We start from the raw sequence: 17463 nt of genomic DNA on the forward strand, positions 1-17463 counted from the left end.
CCACGACGACATGCCCAGCGGACACATTCTTCTCGCCGACGACGATGCCGCCATCAGGACTGTCCTGAACCAGGCCCTGTCCAGGGCAGGATACGAGGTTCGCTCCACCAGCAACGCGGCGACGCTCTGGCGCTGGGTGGCTCAAGGGGAGGGGGATATCGTCATCACCGATGTGATGATGCCCGACGAGAATGCCTTCGACCTGCTTCCGCGCATCAAGAAGCTGCGGCCGGACCTTCCCATCATCGTCATGAGCGCGCAGAACACGTTCATGACCGCCATCAAGGCCTCGGAACGAGGGGCCTACGAGTACCTGCCGAAGCCCTTCGACCTCAAGGAGCTGGTCGCGGTCGTCGGGCGCGCGCTCACCCGACCCCGAACGGCCGTGTCGAGCGTCAACCCGGCCGAGAACGAGGACATTCCCCTGGTCGGGCGCTCCCACGCCATGCAGGAGATCTACAGGGCCCTGGCCCGCCTGATGCCCACGGACCTGACGGTGATGATCACCGGCGAATCCGGAACCGGCAAGGAACTCGTCGCGAAGGCGCTGCATGATTACGGCAAGCGCCGCCAGGGCCCCTTCGTGGCCGTGAACATGGCGGCCATCCCGCGCGAACTCATCGAGTCCGAGCTCTTCGGTCACGAGAAGGGGGCGTTCACCGGAGCGACCGCGCGCAGCACCGGACGCTTCGAGCAGGCGGAGGGCGGCACGCTGTTCCTGGACGAGATCGGCGACATGCCTATGGAGGCGCAGACGCGGCTCCTCCGGGTGCTCCAGCAGGGCGAATACACGACGGTCGGCGGCCGGGTGCCGATCAAGACCAATGTCCGGATCGTGGCTGCGACGAACAAGGACCTGCGGGTGCTCATCCAGCAGGGCCTGTTCCGGGAGGATCTCTATTTCCGCCTCAACGTCGTCCCTCTGCGCCTGCCGCCCCTGCGCGAGAGGGTCGAGGACATCCCTGACCTCGCCCGGCACTTCTTCTCGCTCGTGGAGAAGGAGGGCCTCTCCCGCAAGCAGCTCGACGCCGAGGCCATGGATCGTCTCAAGCGCTACCGTTGGCCTGGGAACGTTCGCGAGCTGGAGAACCTCGTCCGCCGTCTCGCGGCTCTCTACCCGCAGGATACGATCACCGGCGCGATCATCGATGCGGAGCTCGATTCCCAACCCCTTCTGCCTCCTCAGCCGGCGGGCAAACCCGCGACTCAGGCCCAGCAGAATTCCGAGGGGCTGTCGGACGCCGTGGAGCGCCACCTGGCCGAGTACTTTTCCGGGTTCCGCGACAGCTTGCCGCCTCCGGGCCTTTATCATCGCATTCTGCGGGAGATCGAGGGTCCCCTGATCGGAGCCGCCCTCGCGGCTACCAGGGGGAACCAGATTCGAGCCGCGGAACTCCTGGGGGTCAACCGCAACACCCTGCGCAAGAAGGTCAGGGACCTGGAGCTGATGGTCGTTCGGACCAATCGCTCCTGAGCGGGCCGCTGTAATAATTTGACCACAGTGTTGTGTTGGTGCATCACCCTCCACGGGGTGCCGCACGGAAGGCACCCGGTTTTGCGGGGCCCACGTCTTGACCGATCAGAGCACTCACGAACAGCGCCAGATGGCGGAACCGACCCAGGGCAGCCTCGGCTGGCTCGGGTACGGGGCCGTGCTCGCGGCTCTCGGCTCGGCCCTGACCACCTTCCTGGTGCTGTCCGGCGCAACGCCGATCCTGCCGACGAACAACGTGGTCATCGGGATGTTCGTCCTCAACGGGCTCCTGATCACGCTGCTTCTGGGGATCGTCGCCTGGCAGGCGAAGAAACTGGTTCGCGAGCACAGGGCAGGGGCCGCGGCCGCGGGCCTCCACGTCAGAATCGTCGGTCTGTTCAGTCTCGTGGCCGTGCTTCCTGCCATCCTGGTCGCCGGCGTCGCGAGCGTCACCCTGGAGCGGGGCCTCGATCCCTGGTTCACGGGCAAGATCCGGGAGCTCATGTACAACACGGTCGAGATCGCCCGCGCCTATCGGGAGATGCAATGCCGAATGCTCGCCCGCGAAACGAACCTGATGGCCGTCGACCTGAACCGCGCGAAGGTCATGTATGATGCGGACCGTCGACTCTTCCGCGAATACATGAATTACCGCTCCGTCGCCCTCGGCTTCCCCTTGGCCATGATCCTGGAGCCGGATGGGAAAGTCGTCGAAAAGATCGAATTGAAGAAGCTCGAAGGCATCCCCGAGACCAAGGCGGCAGATCTCCAGGATGCGAATGGTCAGGAGCCATGGTGCCTGTTCCCGCGGACCGGCAATATCGTGGTGTCGGTTCTCAAGCTCGAGGCCCATAACGGACGCATTCTCTACATCGCCCGCGAGGTCGATCCCGGCGCGATCGAGTTTCCGCCGATCGCCGAGGCTGGAGTGGCCTATTACGAAGCCTTCGACCAGAAGAAGGCCGGCATCCAATTCGCTTTCGCGTCCATGTTCACCCTGATCGCCCTGACGGTGCTTCTGTCCGCGATCTGGTTCGGGCTGAATTTCGCCAATCGCCTCGTGGCGCCGATCCGCCGTCTGATTCATGCGACGGACCAGGTGGCGACCGGCAACTTCTATGTGCAGGTCCCGGTGAAGCGAGCCGAGGGTGACCTGGGCCACCTGGGCGAGACCTTCAACAAGATGACCTCCGAGCTGCGCCGGCAGCACGACGGACTCACGGCGGCAAGCGAGCTCATCGACAGCAGGCGGCGCTTCACGGAAGCCGTGCTGGCCGGTGTGTCGGCGGGCGTGATCGGCATCAATGCGCGCGGCGTGATCACGATCGTCAACCCCTCGACCGAGGCTCTTCTCCAGACGCCGCGGGACAAACTGGTCGGCCGCTCCGTCACAGAGATTCTGCCCGAGGTTACCCAGCTCGTTCTGGAGATGATCCAGGGCCGGCAGCGTCTCATGCAGGACCAGATCCAGATTTCCCGGAAAGGGAGGGAAAGGACCATCAACGTCCGCGTCACGAGCGAGCAGACCCGAAACGACAAGCGGGAGTTCGTCATCACGCTCGACGACATCACCGATCTCGTCGTGGCGCAGCGCACCTCCGCCTGGGCCGACGTGGCGCGAAGGATCGCGCACGAGATCAAGAATCCGCTCACGCCGATCCAGCTGTCGGCCGAGCGGATCCGCAGGAAATACGGCAAGGTGATCACGACCGATCGAGAAGTGTTCGACCAATGCACGGACACCATCGTGCGGCAGGTCGACGACATCAAGCGCATGGTCGACGAGTTCTCGTCCTTCGCCCGGATGCCGAAGCCGGCCATCGGTCAGGAGGATCTCGCGGAGACGATCCGTCAGGTGGTTTTCATGATGCGGATCGCACATCCCGAGATCGAGTTCGTCGAGCAATTGCCCGAGGGGCCCGTGATCGCCCCATTCGACAGGCGGCTGATCTCGCAGGCGGCGACGAACATCGTGAAGAACGCCACCGAAGCGATTGCCGCCGTGCCGGAAGCCGAGCGCGGTCAGCCGCAGATTGCCGTGACGTTGGACGATACCCATCCGGAGTTCCTGATCCTAGCCGTGACCGACAACGGCAAAGGATTCCCGGCCGAAGGTCGCCAGCGGCTGCTGGAGCCCTACATGACGACCCGCGAGGGGGGGACTGGTCTGGGCCTCCCGATCGTTGCGAAGATTCTGGAAGACCATGGGGGCGGCATGGACCTCGTCGACAATCCCGCAGGGCGTGGCGGACAGGTCCGCATGTGGATCCCGAAGACGAAGCAAGTTGCAGCGGAAGAGACGCCTGCCGCCTCGGAGCGCAACGAAACTCGCAGAGCAAGCCTATGAGCGCTGACATCCTCGTCGTTGACGACGAAATCGACATTCGCGAGCTGGTGGCCGGCATTCTCGAGGACGAGGGCCATCGCACCCGCACGGCCGGGACCTCGGACGATGCGCTTGCGGCCATCGAGGCGCGGCGGCCGCATCTCGTCTTTCTCGACATCTGGCTGCAAGGCAGCCGCCTGGACGGACTCCAGGTGCTGGACATCGTCAAGGCCCAGCATCCTGACCTGCCGGTTGTGATGATCTCCGGCCACGGCAACATCGAAACCGCGGTGTCGGCCATCAAGGCCGGAGCCTACGACTTCATCGAGAAGCCCTTCAAGGCGGATCGCCTCGTCCTAGTTGCCGAGCGCGCCCTCGAAGCGTCTCGCCTCAAGCGCGAGGTGCGGGATCTGCGCTCCCGCTCCATCCAGGCCAGCCGCATCGTGGGCAAGTCCATCGTCATCAACCAGCTGCGGCAGGCCGTGGAGAGAGCGGCCCCCACGAATGCGCGGATCCTAATCACGGGAGCTCCCGGTTCCGGCAAGGAGCTGACCGCTCGCACCATTCACGGCATGTCCATGAGGGCCAACGGACCTTTCGTGGTGCTGACGGCCGCCAATATCACCCCCGAGACCATGGAGGCGGAGCTTTTCGGAACCGAGGGTGGGGAGGGCGGCGGGCGCCGGGTCGGCGCCCTCGAGGAGGCTCATGGCGGCACGCTCTACATCGACGAGATTGCCGATATGCCCCGTGAGACGCAGAATCGGATCCTGCGCGTCCTCGTCGACCAGAACTTCCAGCGCGTGGGCGGAGCGACCCGCGTGCATGTGGATGTTCGCATCATCTCCTCGTCGAGCCGCGATCTTCCTGCGGAGATCGCGGCCGGAAACTTCCGGGAGGACCTGTTCCATCGCCTCGGCGTCATTCCCGTCCGGGTTCCCTCGCTGGCCGAGCGGCGTGAGGACGTGCCGGAGCTGATCGAGTTCTTCATGGATCAGATCTCGTCCACGACCGGTCTGCCCAGGCGGCGGATCGCGGAAGATGCCATGGCGGTCCTTCAGTCCCACGACTGGCCGGGCAACGTTCGCCAGCTGCGAAACAACGTCGAGCGGTTGATGATCCTGAGCTCCGGCGATCCGGATGCCGAGGTCACGGCGGAGATGCTGCCCTCCGAGATCGGGACGCTCGTGCCCACGACGCCGGGAGGAGCAGGGGGCGAGAAGCTCATGAGTCTTCCGCTTCGGGAGGCGCGCGAGATTTTCGAGCGAGAGTATCTTCTCGCGCAGATCGCCCGCTTCAGCGGCAATATCTCCCGCACGGCCGAATTCATCGGGATGGAGCGTTCCGCCCTTCACCGGAAGCTGAAGTCCCTCGGGATCGGCAGCTAGGAGATGCCGTTCTTCTCGTCGCTGGGCCCTGGAGGGGGCAAACTGCTCCCTCGGGCTTTCATCCACGGGAAAATATGCACCTGAGGGGGTAGATCGAGCGAGTCCCTCTTGCCGAATGGTCAACTTCGCCCTGTAATAGGCCTGCCGGTCGACGACCGCACGATAGCGGACAACCATATACAGGCGGCCCAATAGCCAAGACCGGCGGCAACGGGCTGGCGAGGCAACTTCAATGGCGGGCGATCGCGCGCAGAATCTCCAGGACACGTTTCTCAACTACGTCCGGAAGCAAAAGATTCCCCTGACGATATTCCTTGTAAACGGCGTAAAGCTGCAGGGCGTCGTCACATGGTTCGACAATTTCTGCGTACTATTGCGCAGGGACGGCCACTCACAGCTGGTTTACAAACACGCCATTTCCACCATCATGCCTGGACAGCCCGTCCAGTTGTTCGACCAGATCGACGAGGCTGGCGAAAAGGCCTGAGGTGACTGAACCGCGCACTCCGGGGGAACATCGTCTCGCCGAACTCGCCGAACCTGAAAAAGAGGTTGCGGCCGGGACGCGAACGCTTGTGGTCGGCCCCTATCTGACCCGACGACGCCCCGCCCGCTCGGGCGACCCCGAGACCGAGGCCACGAACCCCCGTCCGCCCGAGGCCCGGCTGGACGAGGCTTCGGGCCTGGCGCTCGCGATCGATCTCACGGTCGTTCGATCCCTGATCGCGCCGCTCTCCTCACCCCGGCCGGCCACCTATATCGGCAGCGGCAAGGTGGACGAGTTGGCGGCCCTGATCCGGGCCGAGGGCATCAGCCTCGTGGTCATGGATTGCGCTCTCAGCCCCGTGCAGCAGCGCAATCTCGAGAAGGCCTGGGGCGCCAAGGTCATCGACAGGACCGGGTTGATCCTGGAGATCTTCGGCCGGCGTGCCCGCACGAAGGAGGGCACCCTTCAGGTCGAGCTGGCGCATCTGTCCTATCAGAAAGGTCGCCTGGTCCGCTCATGGACCCACCTGGAACGCCAACGCGGCGGCTTCGGCTTCCTTGGCGGCCCCGGCGAAACCCAGATCGAGGCCGATCGCCGGCTGATCCAGGAGAGGATGAACCGGATCGAGCGGGATCTGGAGGGCGTGGTCAAGACGCGCTCCCTGCACCGGACCAGCCGGAGGAGGGTGCCCTATCCCATCGTGGCCCTCGTGGGCTACACCAATGCCGGTAAATCGACCCTCTTCAACCGCATGACGCAGGCCGAGGTCCTGGCCGAGAACATGCTGTTCGCCACCCTCGACCCGACGACGCGCGCCATCGATCTTCCGCACGGCGAGAAGGCGATCCTGTCCGATACGGTCGGCTTCATTTCCGATCTTCCGACCATGCTGGTCGCAGCCTTCCGGGCGACCCTTGAGGATGTGGTCGAAGCCGATGTCCTGCTGCACGTCAGGGACGTTTCGCACGGCGAAACGGAAGCCCAGGCCGGGGACGTGGCCGTGGTCCTGCGGGAGCTCGGCATCGATCCCGACGACAGCAGGAGGATCATCGAGGTCTGGAACAAGGCCGACCTGCTCTCGGCGGACGACCGCGAAAGGCTCGCGACAACATCTCACCGGACCGGCGCCGAACGCCGGCCGATCCTCATATCGGCTCTGACCGGGGAGGGCGTTCCCGAGCTCCTCGAGATGATCGAGCACCATCTCGCGTTAGGACGGACAACTTATGAAGTCGATGTCGCGCCCGAAGACGGGCAGGGGCTCGCCTGGCTTCATGAGAACACCGAGATCCTGGAGCGGAGAACCTTGGAGAATGGTCATACCCTCCTCCAGGTTCGCCTGGTGCCCGGCAAGGAACCCCGGTTCCTGAACCGGTTCCCTCACGCCACCGTCGTTTAATCCCGGCGTTCAGCCGACTTCGCCTTGACCCACAGATCTTCCATCTCGTCGAGGGAGGCTTCGCCCAGCGTGCGTCCCTGCTCTCTCAGGGCCTCCTCGACAGCTCCGAACCGGCGCTCGAACTTGGCATTGGTCCGCCGGAGCGCGGCTTCCGGATCGATGCCGAAATGGCGAGCGAGATTGGTCACCGAGAACAGGAGATCGCCGATCTCGTCCTCGATACGATCTCTGCTTCCGGTTGAAGACGCCTCCTTAACCTCTTCCAGCTCTTCGTGAATCTTATCGATGACCTGACCTGGCTCCGGCCAGTCGAAACCGACCTTGGCGGCTTTCGCCGTGAGCTTCTGAGCACGAGTCAGAGCGGGCAGGGCCGTCGGGATTCCCCCGAGAAAACCGGCCTGATGGGTCTCGGGCGGCAAGCCCATCGCCTCGCGGGCCAGCCGCCGTTCGGCCTTCTCTTCCCGCTTGATCTCGTCCCAGAGCACTTTGACCTGCTCCGGCGCCAGGCTGCCGGCGTTACCGAACACATGCGGATGGCGGCGGATCAGCTTGCGGGTGATGGCCTCGACCACATCGGGAAAGGCAAAAGCACCTTTCTCTTCCGCCATCCGGGCGTGGAAGACGACCTGGAGCAGCAAATCGCCCAATTCGTCCCGCAGATCGGCCAGATCGCCCCGCTCGATCGCATCGACGACCTCGTAGGCCTCCTCGAGGGTATAAGGGGCGATGGACGCGAAGTCCTGCTCCAGATCCCAGGGGCAGCCTGTCTCAGGCGTTCGCAGGGCCGCCATGATGTCCAGCAGCCGCGCGATATCGGACGAGGGCTTCATTCAAGGATTCCTTGCTTTCAAGGCGCTACATAGCCCGATTCCTGTGGGGAATCAGGAGAAAAGATGATCAAAGGGCACTTCGAATGGGAGGCGGGTGAGCATGAAGGCACGGGTGAAACTGGTTGATGGAATGATGTTTGTCGGCGAATCCGGCAGCGGCCATGCGGTCGTCATGGACGGCGCGCCTGAATACGGCGGGCGCAACCTCGGCATCCGCCCCATGGAGATGCTGCTGATCGGCCTTGGCGGATGCACGGCCTTCGACGTGGTCCAGATCCTTCGGAAAGGTCGGGAGGACGTGACCGACTGCGAGGTCGAGGTGAGCGGCGAACGGGCCGAAGCGGACCCCAAGGTCTTCACGGCCATCCACGTCGAGTACCGGGTCAAGGGCCGCAATCTGGCACCCGCGAAGGTGGAGCGAGCCATCGAGCTCTCAAAGGACAAATACTGCTCGGCCTCGATCATGCTGGGCGCGACGGCCAAGATCACCCATGGCTGGACGGTTGTCGACGAGGCGGCGGAGGCTCAGGCAACAGCCTAAGACCCAGGAGAGGGATCGAAGCGGATCTCTTTCAGGCCCTAATATGATTCGCATAAGATATATTATGGAACCGAAATCCGTGGGAGCCTGACTGCAGCGTCAAGAGCCCGGCTGTTCTGAACAAACGCAACAGCCACTCTGAACGGGTTCTTCCGCTCTACGGCATTGGGATCCGCAGGCCGTCGTAGGCCGGCGTGATGTGCGGCGGCAGCTCGCGGCGCAGGGTTTCGTAGTCCAGATCGGTGTGCAGGTTTGTCAGGACGGCACGCTTCGGCTTCACCGCCTCGATCAGCTCGAGCGCCTCGGGCACCGAGAAATGCGTGGGATGCGGCGTGTAGCGCAGGGCATCGATGATCAGGAGCTCGAGGCCCTCCAGGTAGCCCAGGCTCTCCTCGGGCATCCGGCTGACGTCCGGCGCGTAGGCCACGTTGCCGAACCGGAAGCCGAGCGCCTCGATGTCGCCGTGGATCATCCTGAACGGCACGGCCTCGACCGGACCGCCAGGTCCCGTGACGGTCGTGGTCGTGCCGGGCATCAGCGGACGCATCTCCAGGATGGGCGGATAGCCGCTGCCGGCCGGCGCCTCGAAGCAGTAGCCGAACCGCAGCTGAAGCAATTCCGACGTCATTCGGTCCGCATAGACCGGAATGCGCTTGCGCATGACAATGGCCAGCGGACGAAGGTCGTCGATGCCGTGGATATGGTCGGCATGTTCATGGGTGTACAGGACCGCATCGAGCCGTCTCACATCCGCCCCGAGCAGCTGATCGCGAAGGTCCGGGGTGGTATCCACCAGAACGCTCGTCGTGGCGCCCGCCGTGGTTTTCTCGATCAGGATCGAGCAGCGCCGGCGCCGGTTCTTCGGGTTGGACGGGTCGCATGCGCCCCAGCCGACGCCCACGCGCGGCACCCCTGCCGACGAGCCGCAGCCCAGGATGGTTAACGTCGAGCTCATGACATCTGCGCCTGCTCTTTAGCCATGTCGGCCTGTGCCGCCTTGGAGAAAAGACGATAGAAGTTGTCGGTCGTCATCCTGGCGATGTCCACCTCGGCGGCTCCGACGACATCGGCCAGCACCCGCGCGGTATGCGCCACGTAAGCCGGTTCGTTGGTCTTGCCCCGATACGGCACGGGCGCGAGATAGGGCGCATCCGTCTCGACGAGAAGCCTGTCGCGGGGAACGGATGCGGCGATCCGGCGGATCGCGTCCGAATTCCTGAACGTCAGAATGCCGGAAAACGAGACGTACAGCCCAAGCTCGACGCCTACCCGGGCGAGCTCCTCGCCCGACGAGAAGCAGTGGAGAACCGCGCCAAAGCGCCCTCGCCCCATTTCGTCCGACAGGATCTCGATCATGTCCTCGTCGGCCTCCCGAGCATGGATCACCAGCGGCAAGCCCGTCTCGCGCGCGGCTTCGATATGCGTCCTGAAGACCTTGCGCTGCACATCCCGGGGACTGTTGTCGTAGTGATAATCGAGCCCGGCTTCTCCGATCGCGATGCAGCGCGGATGAGCCGAAAGCTCCACCAGACGCTCCACGGGCACGTCCGGCTCCTCGGCGGCATTATGGGGATGGGTCCCTATGCTGAAGAAGATCTCGTCATATGCCTCGGCGAGGGCCTTATAGGTTTCGTAGCGGGCCACATGGGTCGAGATCGTCACCAGCCGGCCGATTCCGGCGGACCGGGCCGCCTCCAGAATCGAGGGCAGTCGCGTCTGAAGATCTGGGAAATCCAGGTGGCAATGGCTATCGACCAGCATTGGGGAAAGCGCCCTCCTCCGGGTCCGTTAATGCTTTTGGCTGCATAGATCGGATTACCCGGCTCGTCTAGCGACGGACTTCCTGGGTGGTCGCCCGCGGCTCGTCATCCTCACGGGATTCCTTGTGCCGCATCCTGCGGAGCCTTTCCTGATGTCGGCGGACAGGGAGTTCATCCATCTCCTGCGGCCGGACCAATGGAACCGAAAGGCACACGCTCTGCGCCGGCAGGACGTCGCACCAATCATGGATCAGCTGCTTGTAGCACCGCCCGACTGGCCGGATGTTGCGATCCAGGTCATAGAGCCCGACCGGCGTGACGCGGTTGTTCTCCTCGCGCAGGGCCACGTCCCAGTCCATCTGGTCCGTCAGGGAATACCAGGTGAAGCCCACGATGGGCACGCCGGTGTTTCGCACCCTGAGGACATTCGCCCATTGCTTCCAGAGCCAATCGACAGCCTCCTCTCCGGTCGGCCCCTCCATCAGGTTCGTTTCCGTATGCATGACGGGCAGGCGGTAGCGCTCGTAGTACTGGCGCGTGATCTCGTCATACCCGAACACCTCGCCGGCGGCCCGTGAGGACCCGTCCGCCTTCACCCGATGCTCGTTGGTGACGTAGTAGTCGTTCCCCATGATGCAGTGGTGACGGAGCGACGAACGGCTGAGGAAGAAGTGATACTCGTCGCGGGTCATCCCGTTGTCCATGAGGAACTCGTACATCTCCGAGTCGATCCGGCGGCCGTAGTTGAGATCGAGCGACAGGAAGCGCCGCGCGTTCATGATTTCCGCCGGTTTGATCGCGGCGGGGTTCTCGGCGTGGAAGTATTCCGATGACTCGCTCTGGATGAACAGGGCATCCGGCCGGACCTTGAGGATCCTCTCCATGGCGAGGACATTGGCCTTCACGATGTGCTTGAGGGCCGTCACGAAAGCGCCGTCACTCCGCAACTGCTCGTTCCACCATCCGTAGGCTGCGGAGAAGGTCGCGCAGATGAACATCTCGTTGATGGGCGTGTAGAGCTGCACCCAGGGGAAGCGCCGGGCGAATGCTTCCGCGTAGTTCGCGAACAACAAGGGAAAGTCGGGGTTCTGAAAGTTGCCGATCCAGTCCGGGACGCCGAAATGACACAGGTCGACGATCGGAATGATGTCGCGGCGCTTGAGCTCGCCGAAGGTCATGTCGGCGAAGGACCAGTCGTAGCGCTCAGGCCCGAGGAATGCCGTGTGCAGCGGCGGCCCGTAGCGCAGCACCTGGACGTCGAGATCGGCCAGAAGGTCGAAATCGGTCTGCCAGTGCTTGTAATGGCCGCACTTCTCCATCTGGTCGATACGAGTGCGGCCGTTGTTGATGGTCGGGATGCTGTTCTCGATCCCGGTCGCGAACATGAAGGTGGTGTACATCTCACGCTTCCGCTGAAGACCCCGAGGGGCCTGTCAAAGCGGAAGCGTCAGGATGCTTCCGCCTCCACATAACGCGGGAAAATCGGCGCAGGTTGCGGGAGAGCCGTCCCCGCCCGCAGGCGGTGCTCCGGTCCGACGGCGGCTAGAACCCGCTCCTCAGGGGCGATCGCCAGCAGGTCCAGAAGCTTGGCTGCAGCCGTCGGAACGAAGGGTTGCGCCAGGATGCCGACCGCTCTCAGCACCTCCGCGGTGACGTAGAGCACCGTACTCATGCGGTCCGGATCGCTCTTGCGCAGCACCCAGGGCTCCTGGGATGCGAAGTAGCGGTTCGCCTCGGCCACCACGGCCCAGATCTCCGCCAGGGTCGTATGCACGGCGAAGTCCTTCATGGCCGCCCTCGCCTTCTCCGGTAATGCGTCCGCGAGCCAGAGAATATCCCGGTCCGCCTGGGTGAATTCGCCGGGTTGCGGCACGGCCGCGCCGCAGTTCTTCGCGATCATCGACAGGGAGCGCTGGGCCAGGTTACCGAGATCGTTCGCGAGATCCGCATTGATGCGGTTGACGATCGCCTCATGCGAATAGTTGCCGTCCTGGCCGAAGGGCACCTCGCGCATGAAGAAGTAGCGGATCTGATCCACGCCGTAGGTGTCGGCGAGGTCGAAAGGATCGACCACATTGCCGACCGACTTCGACATCTTCTCGCCCTTGTTGAGCAGGAAGCCGTGGCCGAACACGCGCTTGGGCAGCGGCAGCTCCGCCGACATCAGGAAGGCCGGCCAATAGACCGTGTGGAAGCGCACGATGTCCTTGCCGATGATGTGAACGTCGGCGGGCCAGTAGTGCCGGCGCGGATGGTTCTCGTCCGGAAAGCCGCAGCCTGTCAGGTAGTTGTTGAGCGCGTCGATCCACACATACATCACGTGCTTCGGATCGCCCGGAACCGGGAGCCCCCAGTCGAACGTGGTGCGGCTGATCGAGAGATCCTGCAGGCCGGAGCGAACAAAGCTGGTGATCTCGTTGCGGCGGGTTTCCGGGCTGATGAAGTCCGGATGGGCCGCGTAGTGCTCCAGCAGGCGGTTCTGGTAGGCGGAGAGGCGGAAGAAATAGCTTTCCTCCTCGATCCACTCCACCGGCGTGCCCGTGGGCGCGCGCCAGCTTCCGTCCGGCTGCTTCGTCAGCTCGCTCTCGTCGTAATAGGCCTCGTCCCGCACCGAGTACCAGCCGGAGTACTTGGACAGATAGATGTCGCCCTTCTCCTGCATCCGGCGCCACAGCTCCTGAGTCGACGGCAGGTGATCCGCATCCGTGGTGCGGATGAAACGGTCGTAGGAGCAGTCCAGACGGTCGGCCATGGCGCGGAACTTCGCGGCCATTTCATCCACGAAGGCCTTCGGAGTCGTGCCGTTCTTGTCGGCAGTCTGCTGGATCTTGAGACCGTGCTCGTCCGTGCCCGTCATGAAGAACACGTCGTAGCCGTCGATGCGCTTGAACCGGGCGATCGCGTCGGAGGCGACGACCTCGTAGGCGTGGCCGATATGGGGTGCTCCATTCGGATACGAGATCGCCGTGGTGATATAGAATTTCTGCTTTTCGGCCATGGCGAATCCTTAAAACTCTCTAATCTCGAAAGCGGCGGCGGCGTGCGCTCAGGCCGTTCGTCGAACGGCCTCGGCCAGATCGTCGAACAGCGTCAGGATGAAGGGCCGGCGGTCGAGATTGAACACGTCGATCTCGCGGGCCGTTCGGGCGATCTTCTCACATACCTCCACCAAAGGCGCAAGGCGTGCGGCCCCGGCGCCGGCCCTCTCGTGCAGCTTGCCGGAGACCCATCGTTCGACGGTTTCCAGCGCAAGCTCGTAGCTGTCGTCGGCGTCCCGCCTCGAGAGAGCCTCGGCCAGTGCATAGATCTGCTTGGCGTCGGCCTTCGGCAACCCGTCCAGAAGCCGCGTGACCTGCTCCACGAAGGCGACCTTGTCCGCATCCAGCAATTCGAGGGTGCGCCGCACCGAGCCCTCCCCGTAGGGCATCGCCTGATCGAGCAATTCGTCCGGCACCGTGGCCCAGGGTTCTCCCAGCGAACGAATGGCGCTCCTGACCTCGCCCTCGGCCAGAGGGCGCAGGAGCAGACGCCGGCAGCGGGAGCGGATCGTTGGCAGAACCCGCTGCGGAGCGTGGCTGACGATCAGGAACAGGGAGCGTGGCGGCGGCTCCTCGATCACCTTCAGGAGCGCGTTGGCGCTCGAGATTGTTAGGTCCTCCGCGCTGTCCACGATGCAGACGCGGTAGCCGCCGTCGGCGGCCGTGGAGCCGAACATGTTCAGGGCCTTGCGGACGGCGTCCACGGGAATGGTCGTGGATGCCGCCTTCTTGTCGGTGGCGGGGGCCCGGCGAAGGACGGACAGGTTGGGGTGGGACAGGGCGGAGATCTGCCGCGCCACGCTCGTGTCGGGGGCCACATCGAGACGAGCGGGCGACGGGTCGTTCGCCCGCCTGGGAGCGAGAACGGCGCGGGCGAGGCGGTAGGCCAGGGTTGCCTTGCCGATCCCCTGCGGCCCTCCGATCAGCCAGGCGTGATGAAGGCGGCCGCTGCGCAGCCCCTCGATCAGGGCCTCCTCGCCTTCCCGGTGGCCGAAGAAGGCGAACTGATCCCGCGGGTGCGGGGCTCCGTCGAATTGATCGGGCTCGGCGGCTTCCTGCACGTCACGCGACATCGAGAGACCTCTCGGCGGGCCGGGTCAGCTCGGGAATCCGTTCGCGCAGCGTCGCCCAGATGGCGGCCTCGACCTCGTCCGCCGACTGATCGGCATTGATGACGGCACAGCGCTGCGGCGCCGCCTTGGCGATCGCCAGGAAGGCTCGCCGCAGGGATTGGTGAAACGAAAGGTCCTCATCCTCGAACCGGTCGGCCCCCTCGCCTTTCCGCGCTCGCCGCTCTCCGGCACGGGCCAGTCCGACCTCGGCCGGGAGATCGAGAATGAGGGTCAGATCGGGTTTGGTTCCGGCGAGGGTGACTCGTTCGAGATCGTCGATCAGCGAAGGGGCCATTGCTTCCGAGGAGCCCTGGTAGGCGCGCGTCGAATCCGCGAAGCGGTCGCAAAGGACGTTCGTCCCGTTCCTGAGTGCCGGCACGATGGTGTTGTCGAGATGGTCGATCCGGGCGGCTGCGAACATCAGCGCCTCGGCAAACGGTCCCAGGGATTTAGCATGGCCGGACAGAATGAAGGAGCGGATCTCCTCCGCCAGAGGGGAGCCGCCGGGCTCCCGGGTGACGAGCGTCGGGTGGCCGAGCTGCTCCAGCCGACCTTTAAGCCTCGCAATCTGGGTCGACTTGCCTGCGCCCTCCCCTCCTTCGAACGTAATAAACCGACCCGCCATCAAATTCTTTCGAAGACACTCGAAAAGGCGCGCCGCACCCAGCCCGTTCCGAATTCCAGAAGACCGTCCAGAGCACGCTGGCTCAAGGTCCCCTCGTGAACGTCCTCGCTGGCGTAAAGCGGCAGTTCGAGCGCTTGCATCTCACCACGGTTGACCTGAATCCGAGCCACCTCGGCTCCCTTCTGGATGGGAGCCTTCAAGGGGCCGGTGTAGATGATGCGAGCCGTCACCCTCTCGCCGTCTCCACGAGGCACCAGTACACGAACAGGCTTCCTGGAGACAAGCGGCAGCGAGCGCCTGCTGCCGCCGAACACCTGAGCCTCGCCTACGACCTGGCCCTCGGCAAAGAGCTCACGGCTCTCGAAGGCCCTGAAGCCCCAATCCAGGAGCTTGCGGGCTTCACTGGCGCGATCCCTGGCCGTTTTCAGCCCGTTGACCACAACCACCAGGCGCTGGCCGTTCTGCACGGCGGACCCGATCAGGCCAAAGCCGGATTCATCGATATTGCCGGTCTTCAGCCCGTCCGCGCCGATCTCCATGGTCAGCAAGGGATTGCGGTTCTGCTGGCGAATCTTGTTCCAGGTGAACTCGCGCTCGCCGAAGAGCTTGTAGAGCTCCGGGTACGTCTCGACGATGTGGATGGCGAGCTTCGCCAGGTCACGCACGGTCGCCTTCTGCTCCGGGTGTCCGTAGCCCGTCGCGTTGCGGAAGGTCGATTTCGTGAGGCCGATGGCGCGTGCGCGCTCGTTCATGAGCTTGGAAAAGTTCTCCTCGGTGCCGGAGATCCCCTCCGCGAGCGCAATGGCCGCATCATTCCCGGATTGCACGATCAGCCCTCTGAGGAGGTCCTCCAGGCGGACCGTGCTGTGGACCTGGAGGAACATGGACGAGCCGCCCGAGCTCGCCCCACCCTTGCGCCAGGCATTCTCGGAAACTGTGAAGGTGCTCTCGAAGGAAAGGCGTCCGGTCTTCAACTCGTTGAAGACGACCTCCGCCGTCATGGTCTTGGCCATGCTGGCCGGAGCGGTCAGTTCGTCGGCGTTCTTCTCGAAGAGAACCGCATGACTGTCCGCGTCCATGAGGATCGCCGTGGGAGCGCCGGTCTGGAAAGCCTGCGCTTGTGCCTCCTGTGGAACAACCCAAGGAAAACCAAGGGTTCCGAGGACCAGAAGGGCCGTCGCGAGGAGGCGGGCAGACAAGATTTGACGCATCATGAGGTATCCAGGACTCTTCCGCTAGGAGAGCCTGAATCTGTAGCGCGTCAATGGCAAATCAACGTTCCGTTAAGATAAGCTGTGTGTCCGTGCATAGGGTGAAAACCCTGACAGAGCGTCAAGCCTGCGCCCCTGATCCTCAGCGCACGACGAACTTCGATTGATCCAGATTGTTGAAGCTGCCGCTCTTCTGGAAGCCGCCATGCCTGGTTTCAGGCGAGGCATAGTACAGCCCGGCGACGACAGGGCGTGACGGGGGAAGGGCCTTGGGAGCAGCGGAGCTCACGCTCATGCCGGGACCGCTCGCGCCCGGGATCGTCCCGAGATCGAAGGGACGCTCAGGCGGCAGGGGAACGTTGCTGCGCACCGGCTGCGCCGACGAGGCAACCTGCTGGGGCGCGGAGCTCGCGACCTCGACCTCATCCTCCGGCTCGTAGGCACTGATGCCGATTGCCTGACGCGTCGCATACGCCGGGCGCGGCGTCGCCTGGGCGATCATGGTCGGGGCCGTATTCGTCAGAGCGGCCGGCTGCCCGTCCGTACGAAGGCTGGCCAGGAGAATCCGGTCGTCGCTCCCATTGGTCGAGGCGCGGCCCACATATTCGACACGCACCCGCGCCGTCCCTTGCCGCTGGAAGCCCAGGGCCGCGGCAGCGCGCTCCGAAACGTCGATGACGCGGTTGCCATGGAAGGGGCCGCGATCGTTCACGCGGACGATCATCGAGTGCCCGTTCTGGAGATTCGTGACACGCGCGTAGCTGGGCAGCGGCATGGTCGTATGGGCCGCGGCGATCGAATCGCGATCGAAGATCTCGCCATTGGCGGTCATGCGGCCGTGGAAACTGGCTCCGTACCACGATGCCAATCCCTCGATCGGACGTGGCGCCTCGGTCGGGACGTAGGTTCGGCCGGCAATCGTGTAGGGCTTGCCGACCATGTCGCGGCCGCCGCCCTTGGGAACCGGCTGGCCGTCGGCGATCACCTTCGGGCTCGGCGCGACACCGTATTTCGGGTCGACCCCGCCGCGGACGTTCGAGGAGCAATTGGCGACGGTCAGAGCAAGGGCCGCAACGCCTGCAACACGGATGAGAGCTTGGCCATTGAGAGGCAAAAGGGCCGCTTGGCCGCGTTTCACTTCAGCGCGATCACAATGCATGTTGTTTCGCATCCCCTTTTTCGCACTGCGCATGGCGGCGTCAGAATCTGCCCCAGACAGCCAACCAAAGTGCTTTTGTCGCCTTAAAGGGAAGTTAAATGGCTCCGCTTGTC

General features: G+C 64.1%; 15 protein-coding genes. 6 read left to right on the forward strand and 9 right to left on the reverse strand.

The window, feature by feature from the left end:
* The first annotated feature begins 10 nt into the window (after positions 1 to 10).
* The 5 genes from ntrC (at position 11) to hflX (ending at position 7074) form a co-directional block, all read left to right on the forward strand.
* Positions 11 to 1474 carry a nitrogen regulation protein NR(I) gene (gene ntrC, locus E4K09_RS20965; protein ID WP_134499645.1) on the forward strand — a complete coding sequence of 488 codons (1464 nt, stop codon included), beginning with the start codon at positions 11 to 13 and terminating at the stop codon, positions 1472 to 1474.
* A gap of 130 nt (positions 1475 to 1604) precedes the next feature.
* Positions 1605 to 3821: a sensor histidine kinase NtrY-like gene (locus E4K09_RS20970; protein ID WP_244610618.1), complete on the forward strand. Its 2217-nt coding sequence runs from the start codon at positions 1605 to 1607 to the stop codon at positions 3819 to 3821.
* Positions 3818 to 5188: a nitrogen assimilation response regulator NtrX gene (ntrX, locus tag E4K09_RS20975; protein WP_134499647.1), complete on the forward strand. Its 1371-nt coding sequence runs from the start codon at positions 3818 to 3820 to the stop codon at positions 5186 to 5188. Before E4K09_RS20970 ends, ntrX begins: the two co-directional genes overlap by 4 nt.
* Positions 5189 to 5420: 232 nt before the next feature.
* The gene (gene hfq, locus E4K09_RS20980) at positions 5421 to 5675 is read left to right on the forward strand and encodes an RNA chaperone Hfq (protein ID WP_009491222.1); all 255 of its coding nucleotides are present in this window, start codon (positions 5421 to 5423) and stop codon (positions 5673 to 5675) included.
* Position 5676: 1 nt separating this feature from the next.
* Positions 5677 to 7074: a GTPase HflX gene (hflX, locus tag E4K09_RS20985; protein ID WP_134499648.1), complete on the forward strand. Its 1398-nt coding sequence runs from the start codon at positions 5677 to 5679 to the stop codon at positions 7072 to 7074.
* On the opposite strand, the gene mazG is transcribed toward hflX, so the two are convergent.
* Positions 7071 to 7904, reverse strand: a complete 834-nt coding sequence (gene mazG / locus E4K09_RS20990; protein ID WP_134499649.1) for a nucleoside triphosphate pyrophosphohydrolase — start codon at positions 7902 to 7904, stop codon at positions 7071 to 7073. The two genes, hflX and mazG, sit on opposite strands and share 4 nt — an antisense overlap.
* 100 nt (positions 7905 to 8004) lie before the next feature.
* Here mazG and E4K09_RS20995 point away from each other — a divergent pair, with 100 nt between their 5' ends.
* Positions 8005 to 8445: an OsmC family protein gene (locus E4K09_RS20995; RefSeq protein WP_134499650.1), complete on the forward strand. Its 441-nt coding sequence runs from the start codon at positions 8005 to 8007 to the stop codon at positions 8443 to 8445.
* 157 nt (positions 8446 to 8602) lie between these two features.
* On the opposite strand, the gene E4K09_RS21000 is transcribed toward E4K09_RS20995, so the two are convergent.
* The 8 genes from E4K09_RS21000 to E4K09_RS21035 all read right to left on the reverse strand — a co-directional run bounded on the left by E4K09_RS21000 (position 8603) and on the right by E4K09_RS21035 (position 17350).
* Positions 8603 to 9400, reverse strand: a complete 798-nt coding sequence (locus E4K09_RS21000; protein ID WP_134499651.1) for an MBL fold metallo-hydrolase — start codon at positions 9398 to 9400, stop codon at positions 8603 to 8605.
* Entirely contained in the window at positions 9397 to 10206 is an 810-nt protein-coding gene (locus tag E4K09_RS21005) for a TatD family hydrolase (RefSeq protein ID WP_134499652.1), read from the reverse strand. Before E4K09_RS21005 ends, E4K09_RS21000 begins: the two co-directional genes overlap by 4 nt.
* Before the next feature lie 67 nt (positions 10207 to 10273).
* Complete coding sequence (locus E4K09_RS21010) at positions 10274 to 11605, reverse strand: family 1 glycosylhydrolase (RefSeq protein WP_134499653.1); 1332 nt, start codon at positions 11603 to 11605, stop codon at positions 10274 to 10276.
* A gap of 47 nt (positions 11606 to 11652) precedes the next feature.
* Complete coding sequence (metG, locus tag E4K09_RS21015; RefSeq protein WP_134499654.1) at positions 11653 to 13203, reverse strand: methionine--tRNA ligase; 1551 nt, start codon at positions 13201 to 13203, stop codon at positions 11653 to 11655.
* Positions 13204 to 13251: 48 nt separating this feature from the next.
* Entirely contained in the window at positions 13252 to 14316 is a 1065-nt protein-coding gene (locus tag E4K09_RS21020; RefSeq protein WP_134499655.1) for a DNA polymerase III subunit delta', read from the reverse strand.
* Entirely contained in the window at positions 14306 to 14980 is a 675-nt protein-coding gene (gene tmk, locus E4K09_RS21025; RefSeq protein ID WP_134499656.1) for a dTMP kinase, read from the reverse strand. The genes E4K09_RS21020 and tmk overlap by 11 nt, the downstream gene beginning before the upstream one ends.
* Positions 14980 to 16191, reverse strand: a complete 1212-nt coding sequence (locus tag E4K09_RS21030) for a D-alanyl-D-alanine carboxypeptidase family protein (RefSeq protein WP_134499825.1) — start codon at positions 16189 to 16191, stop codon at positions 14980 to 14982. The genes tmk and E4K09_RS21030 overlap by 1 nt, the downstream gene beginning before the upstream one ends.
* A 142-nt stretch (positions 16192 to 16333) precedes the next feature.
* Complete coding sequence (locus tag E4K09_RS21035; protein WP_134499657.1) at positions 16334 to 17350, reverse strand: septal ring lytic transglycosylase RlpA family protein; 1017 nt, start codon at positions 17348 to 17350, stop codon at positions 16334 to 16336.
* Positions 17351 to 17463 lie beyond the last annotated feature (113 nt).

Origin of the sequence: Microvirga pakistanensis, assembly GCF_004458765.1 — a bacterium.
In the GTDB taxonomy this organism is placed as follows: domain Bacteria; phylum Pseudomonadota; class Alphaproteobacteria; order Rhizobiales; family Beijerinckiaceae; genus Microvirga; species Microvirga pakistanensis.

Bases quoted from the DNA above. Each gene is read 5' to 3' on its own strand.
- ntrC (WP_134499645.1), top strand. From the start codon at position 11: ATGCCCAGCGGACACATTCTTCTCGCCGACGACGATGCCGCCATCAGG.
- E4K09_RS20970 (WP_244610618.1), top strand. From the start codon at position 1,605: ATGGCGGAACCGACCCAGGGCAGCCTCGGCTGGCTCGGGTACGGGGCC.
- ntrX (WP_134499647.1), top strand. From the start codon at position 3,818: ATGAGCGCTGACATCCTCGTCGTTGACGACGAAATCGACATTCGCGAG.
- hfq (WP_009491222.1), top strand. From the start codon at position 5,421: ATGGCGGGCGATCGCGCGCAGAATCTCCAGGACACGTTTCTCAACTAC.
- mazG (WP_134499649.1), bottom strand. From the start codon at position 7,904: ATGAAGCCCTCGTCCGATATCGCGCGGCTGCTGGACATCATGGCGGCC.
- E4K09_RS20995 (WP_134499650.1), top strand. From the start codon at position 8,005: ATGAAGGCACGGGTGAAACTGGTTGATGGAATGATGTTTGTCGGCGAA.
- E4K09_RS21000 (WP_134499651.1), bottom strand. From the start codon at position 9,400: ATGAGCTCGACGTTAACCATCCTGGGCTGCGGCTCGTCGGCAGGGGTG.
- E4K09_RS21005 (WP_134499652.1), bottom strand. From the start codon at position 10,206: ATGCTGGTCGATAGCCATTGCCACCTGGATTTCCCAGATCTTCAGACG.
- E4K09_RS21010 (WP_134499653.1), bottom strand. From the start codon at position 11,605: ATGTACACCACCTTCATGTTCGCGACCGGGATCGAGAACAGCATCCCG.
- metG (WP_134499654.1), bottom strand. From the start codon at position 13,203: ATGGCCGAAAAGCAGAAATTCTATATCACCACGGCGATCTCGTATCCG.
- E4K09_RS21020 (WP_134499655.1), bottom strand. From the start codon at position 14,316: ATGTCGCGTGACGTGCAGGAAGCCGCCGAGCCCGATCAATTCGACGGA.
- tmk (WP_134499656.1), bottom strand. From the start codon at position 14,980: ATGGCGGGTCGGTTTATTACGTTCGAAGGAGGGGAGGGCGCAGGCAAG.
- E4K09_RS21030 (WP_134499825.1), bottom strand. From the start codon at position 16,191: ATGCGTCAAATCTTGTCTGCCCGCCTCCTCGCGACGGCCCTTCTGGTC.
- E4K09_RS21035 (WP_134499657.1), bottom strand. From the start codon at position 17,350: ATGCATTGTGATCGCGCTGAAGTGAAACGCGGCCAAGCGGCCCTTTTG.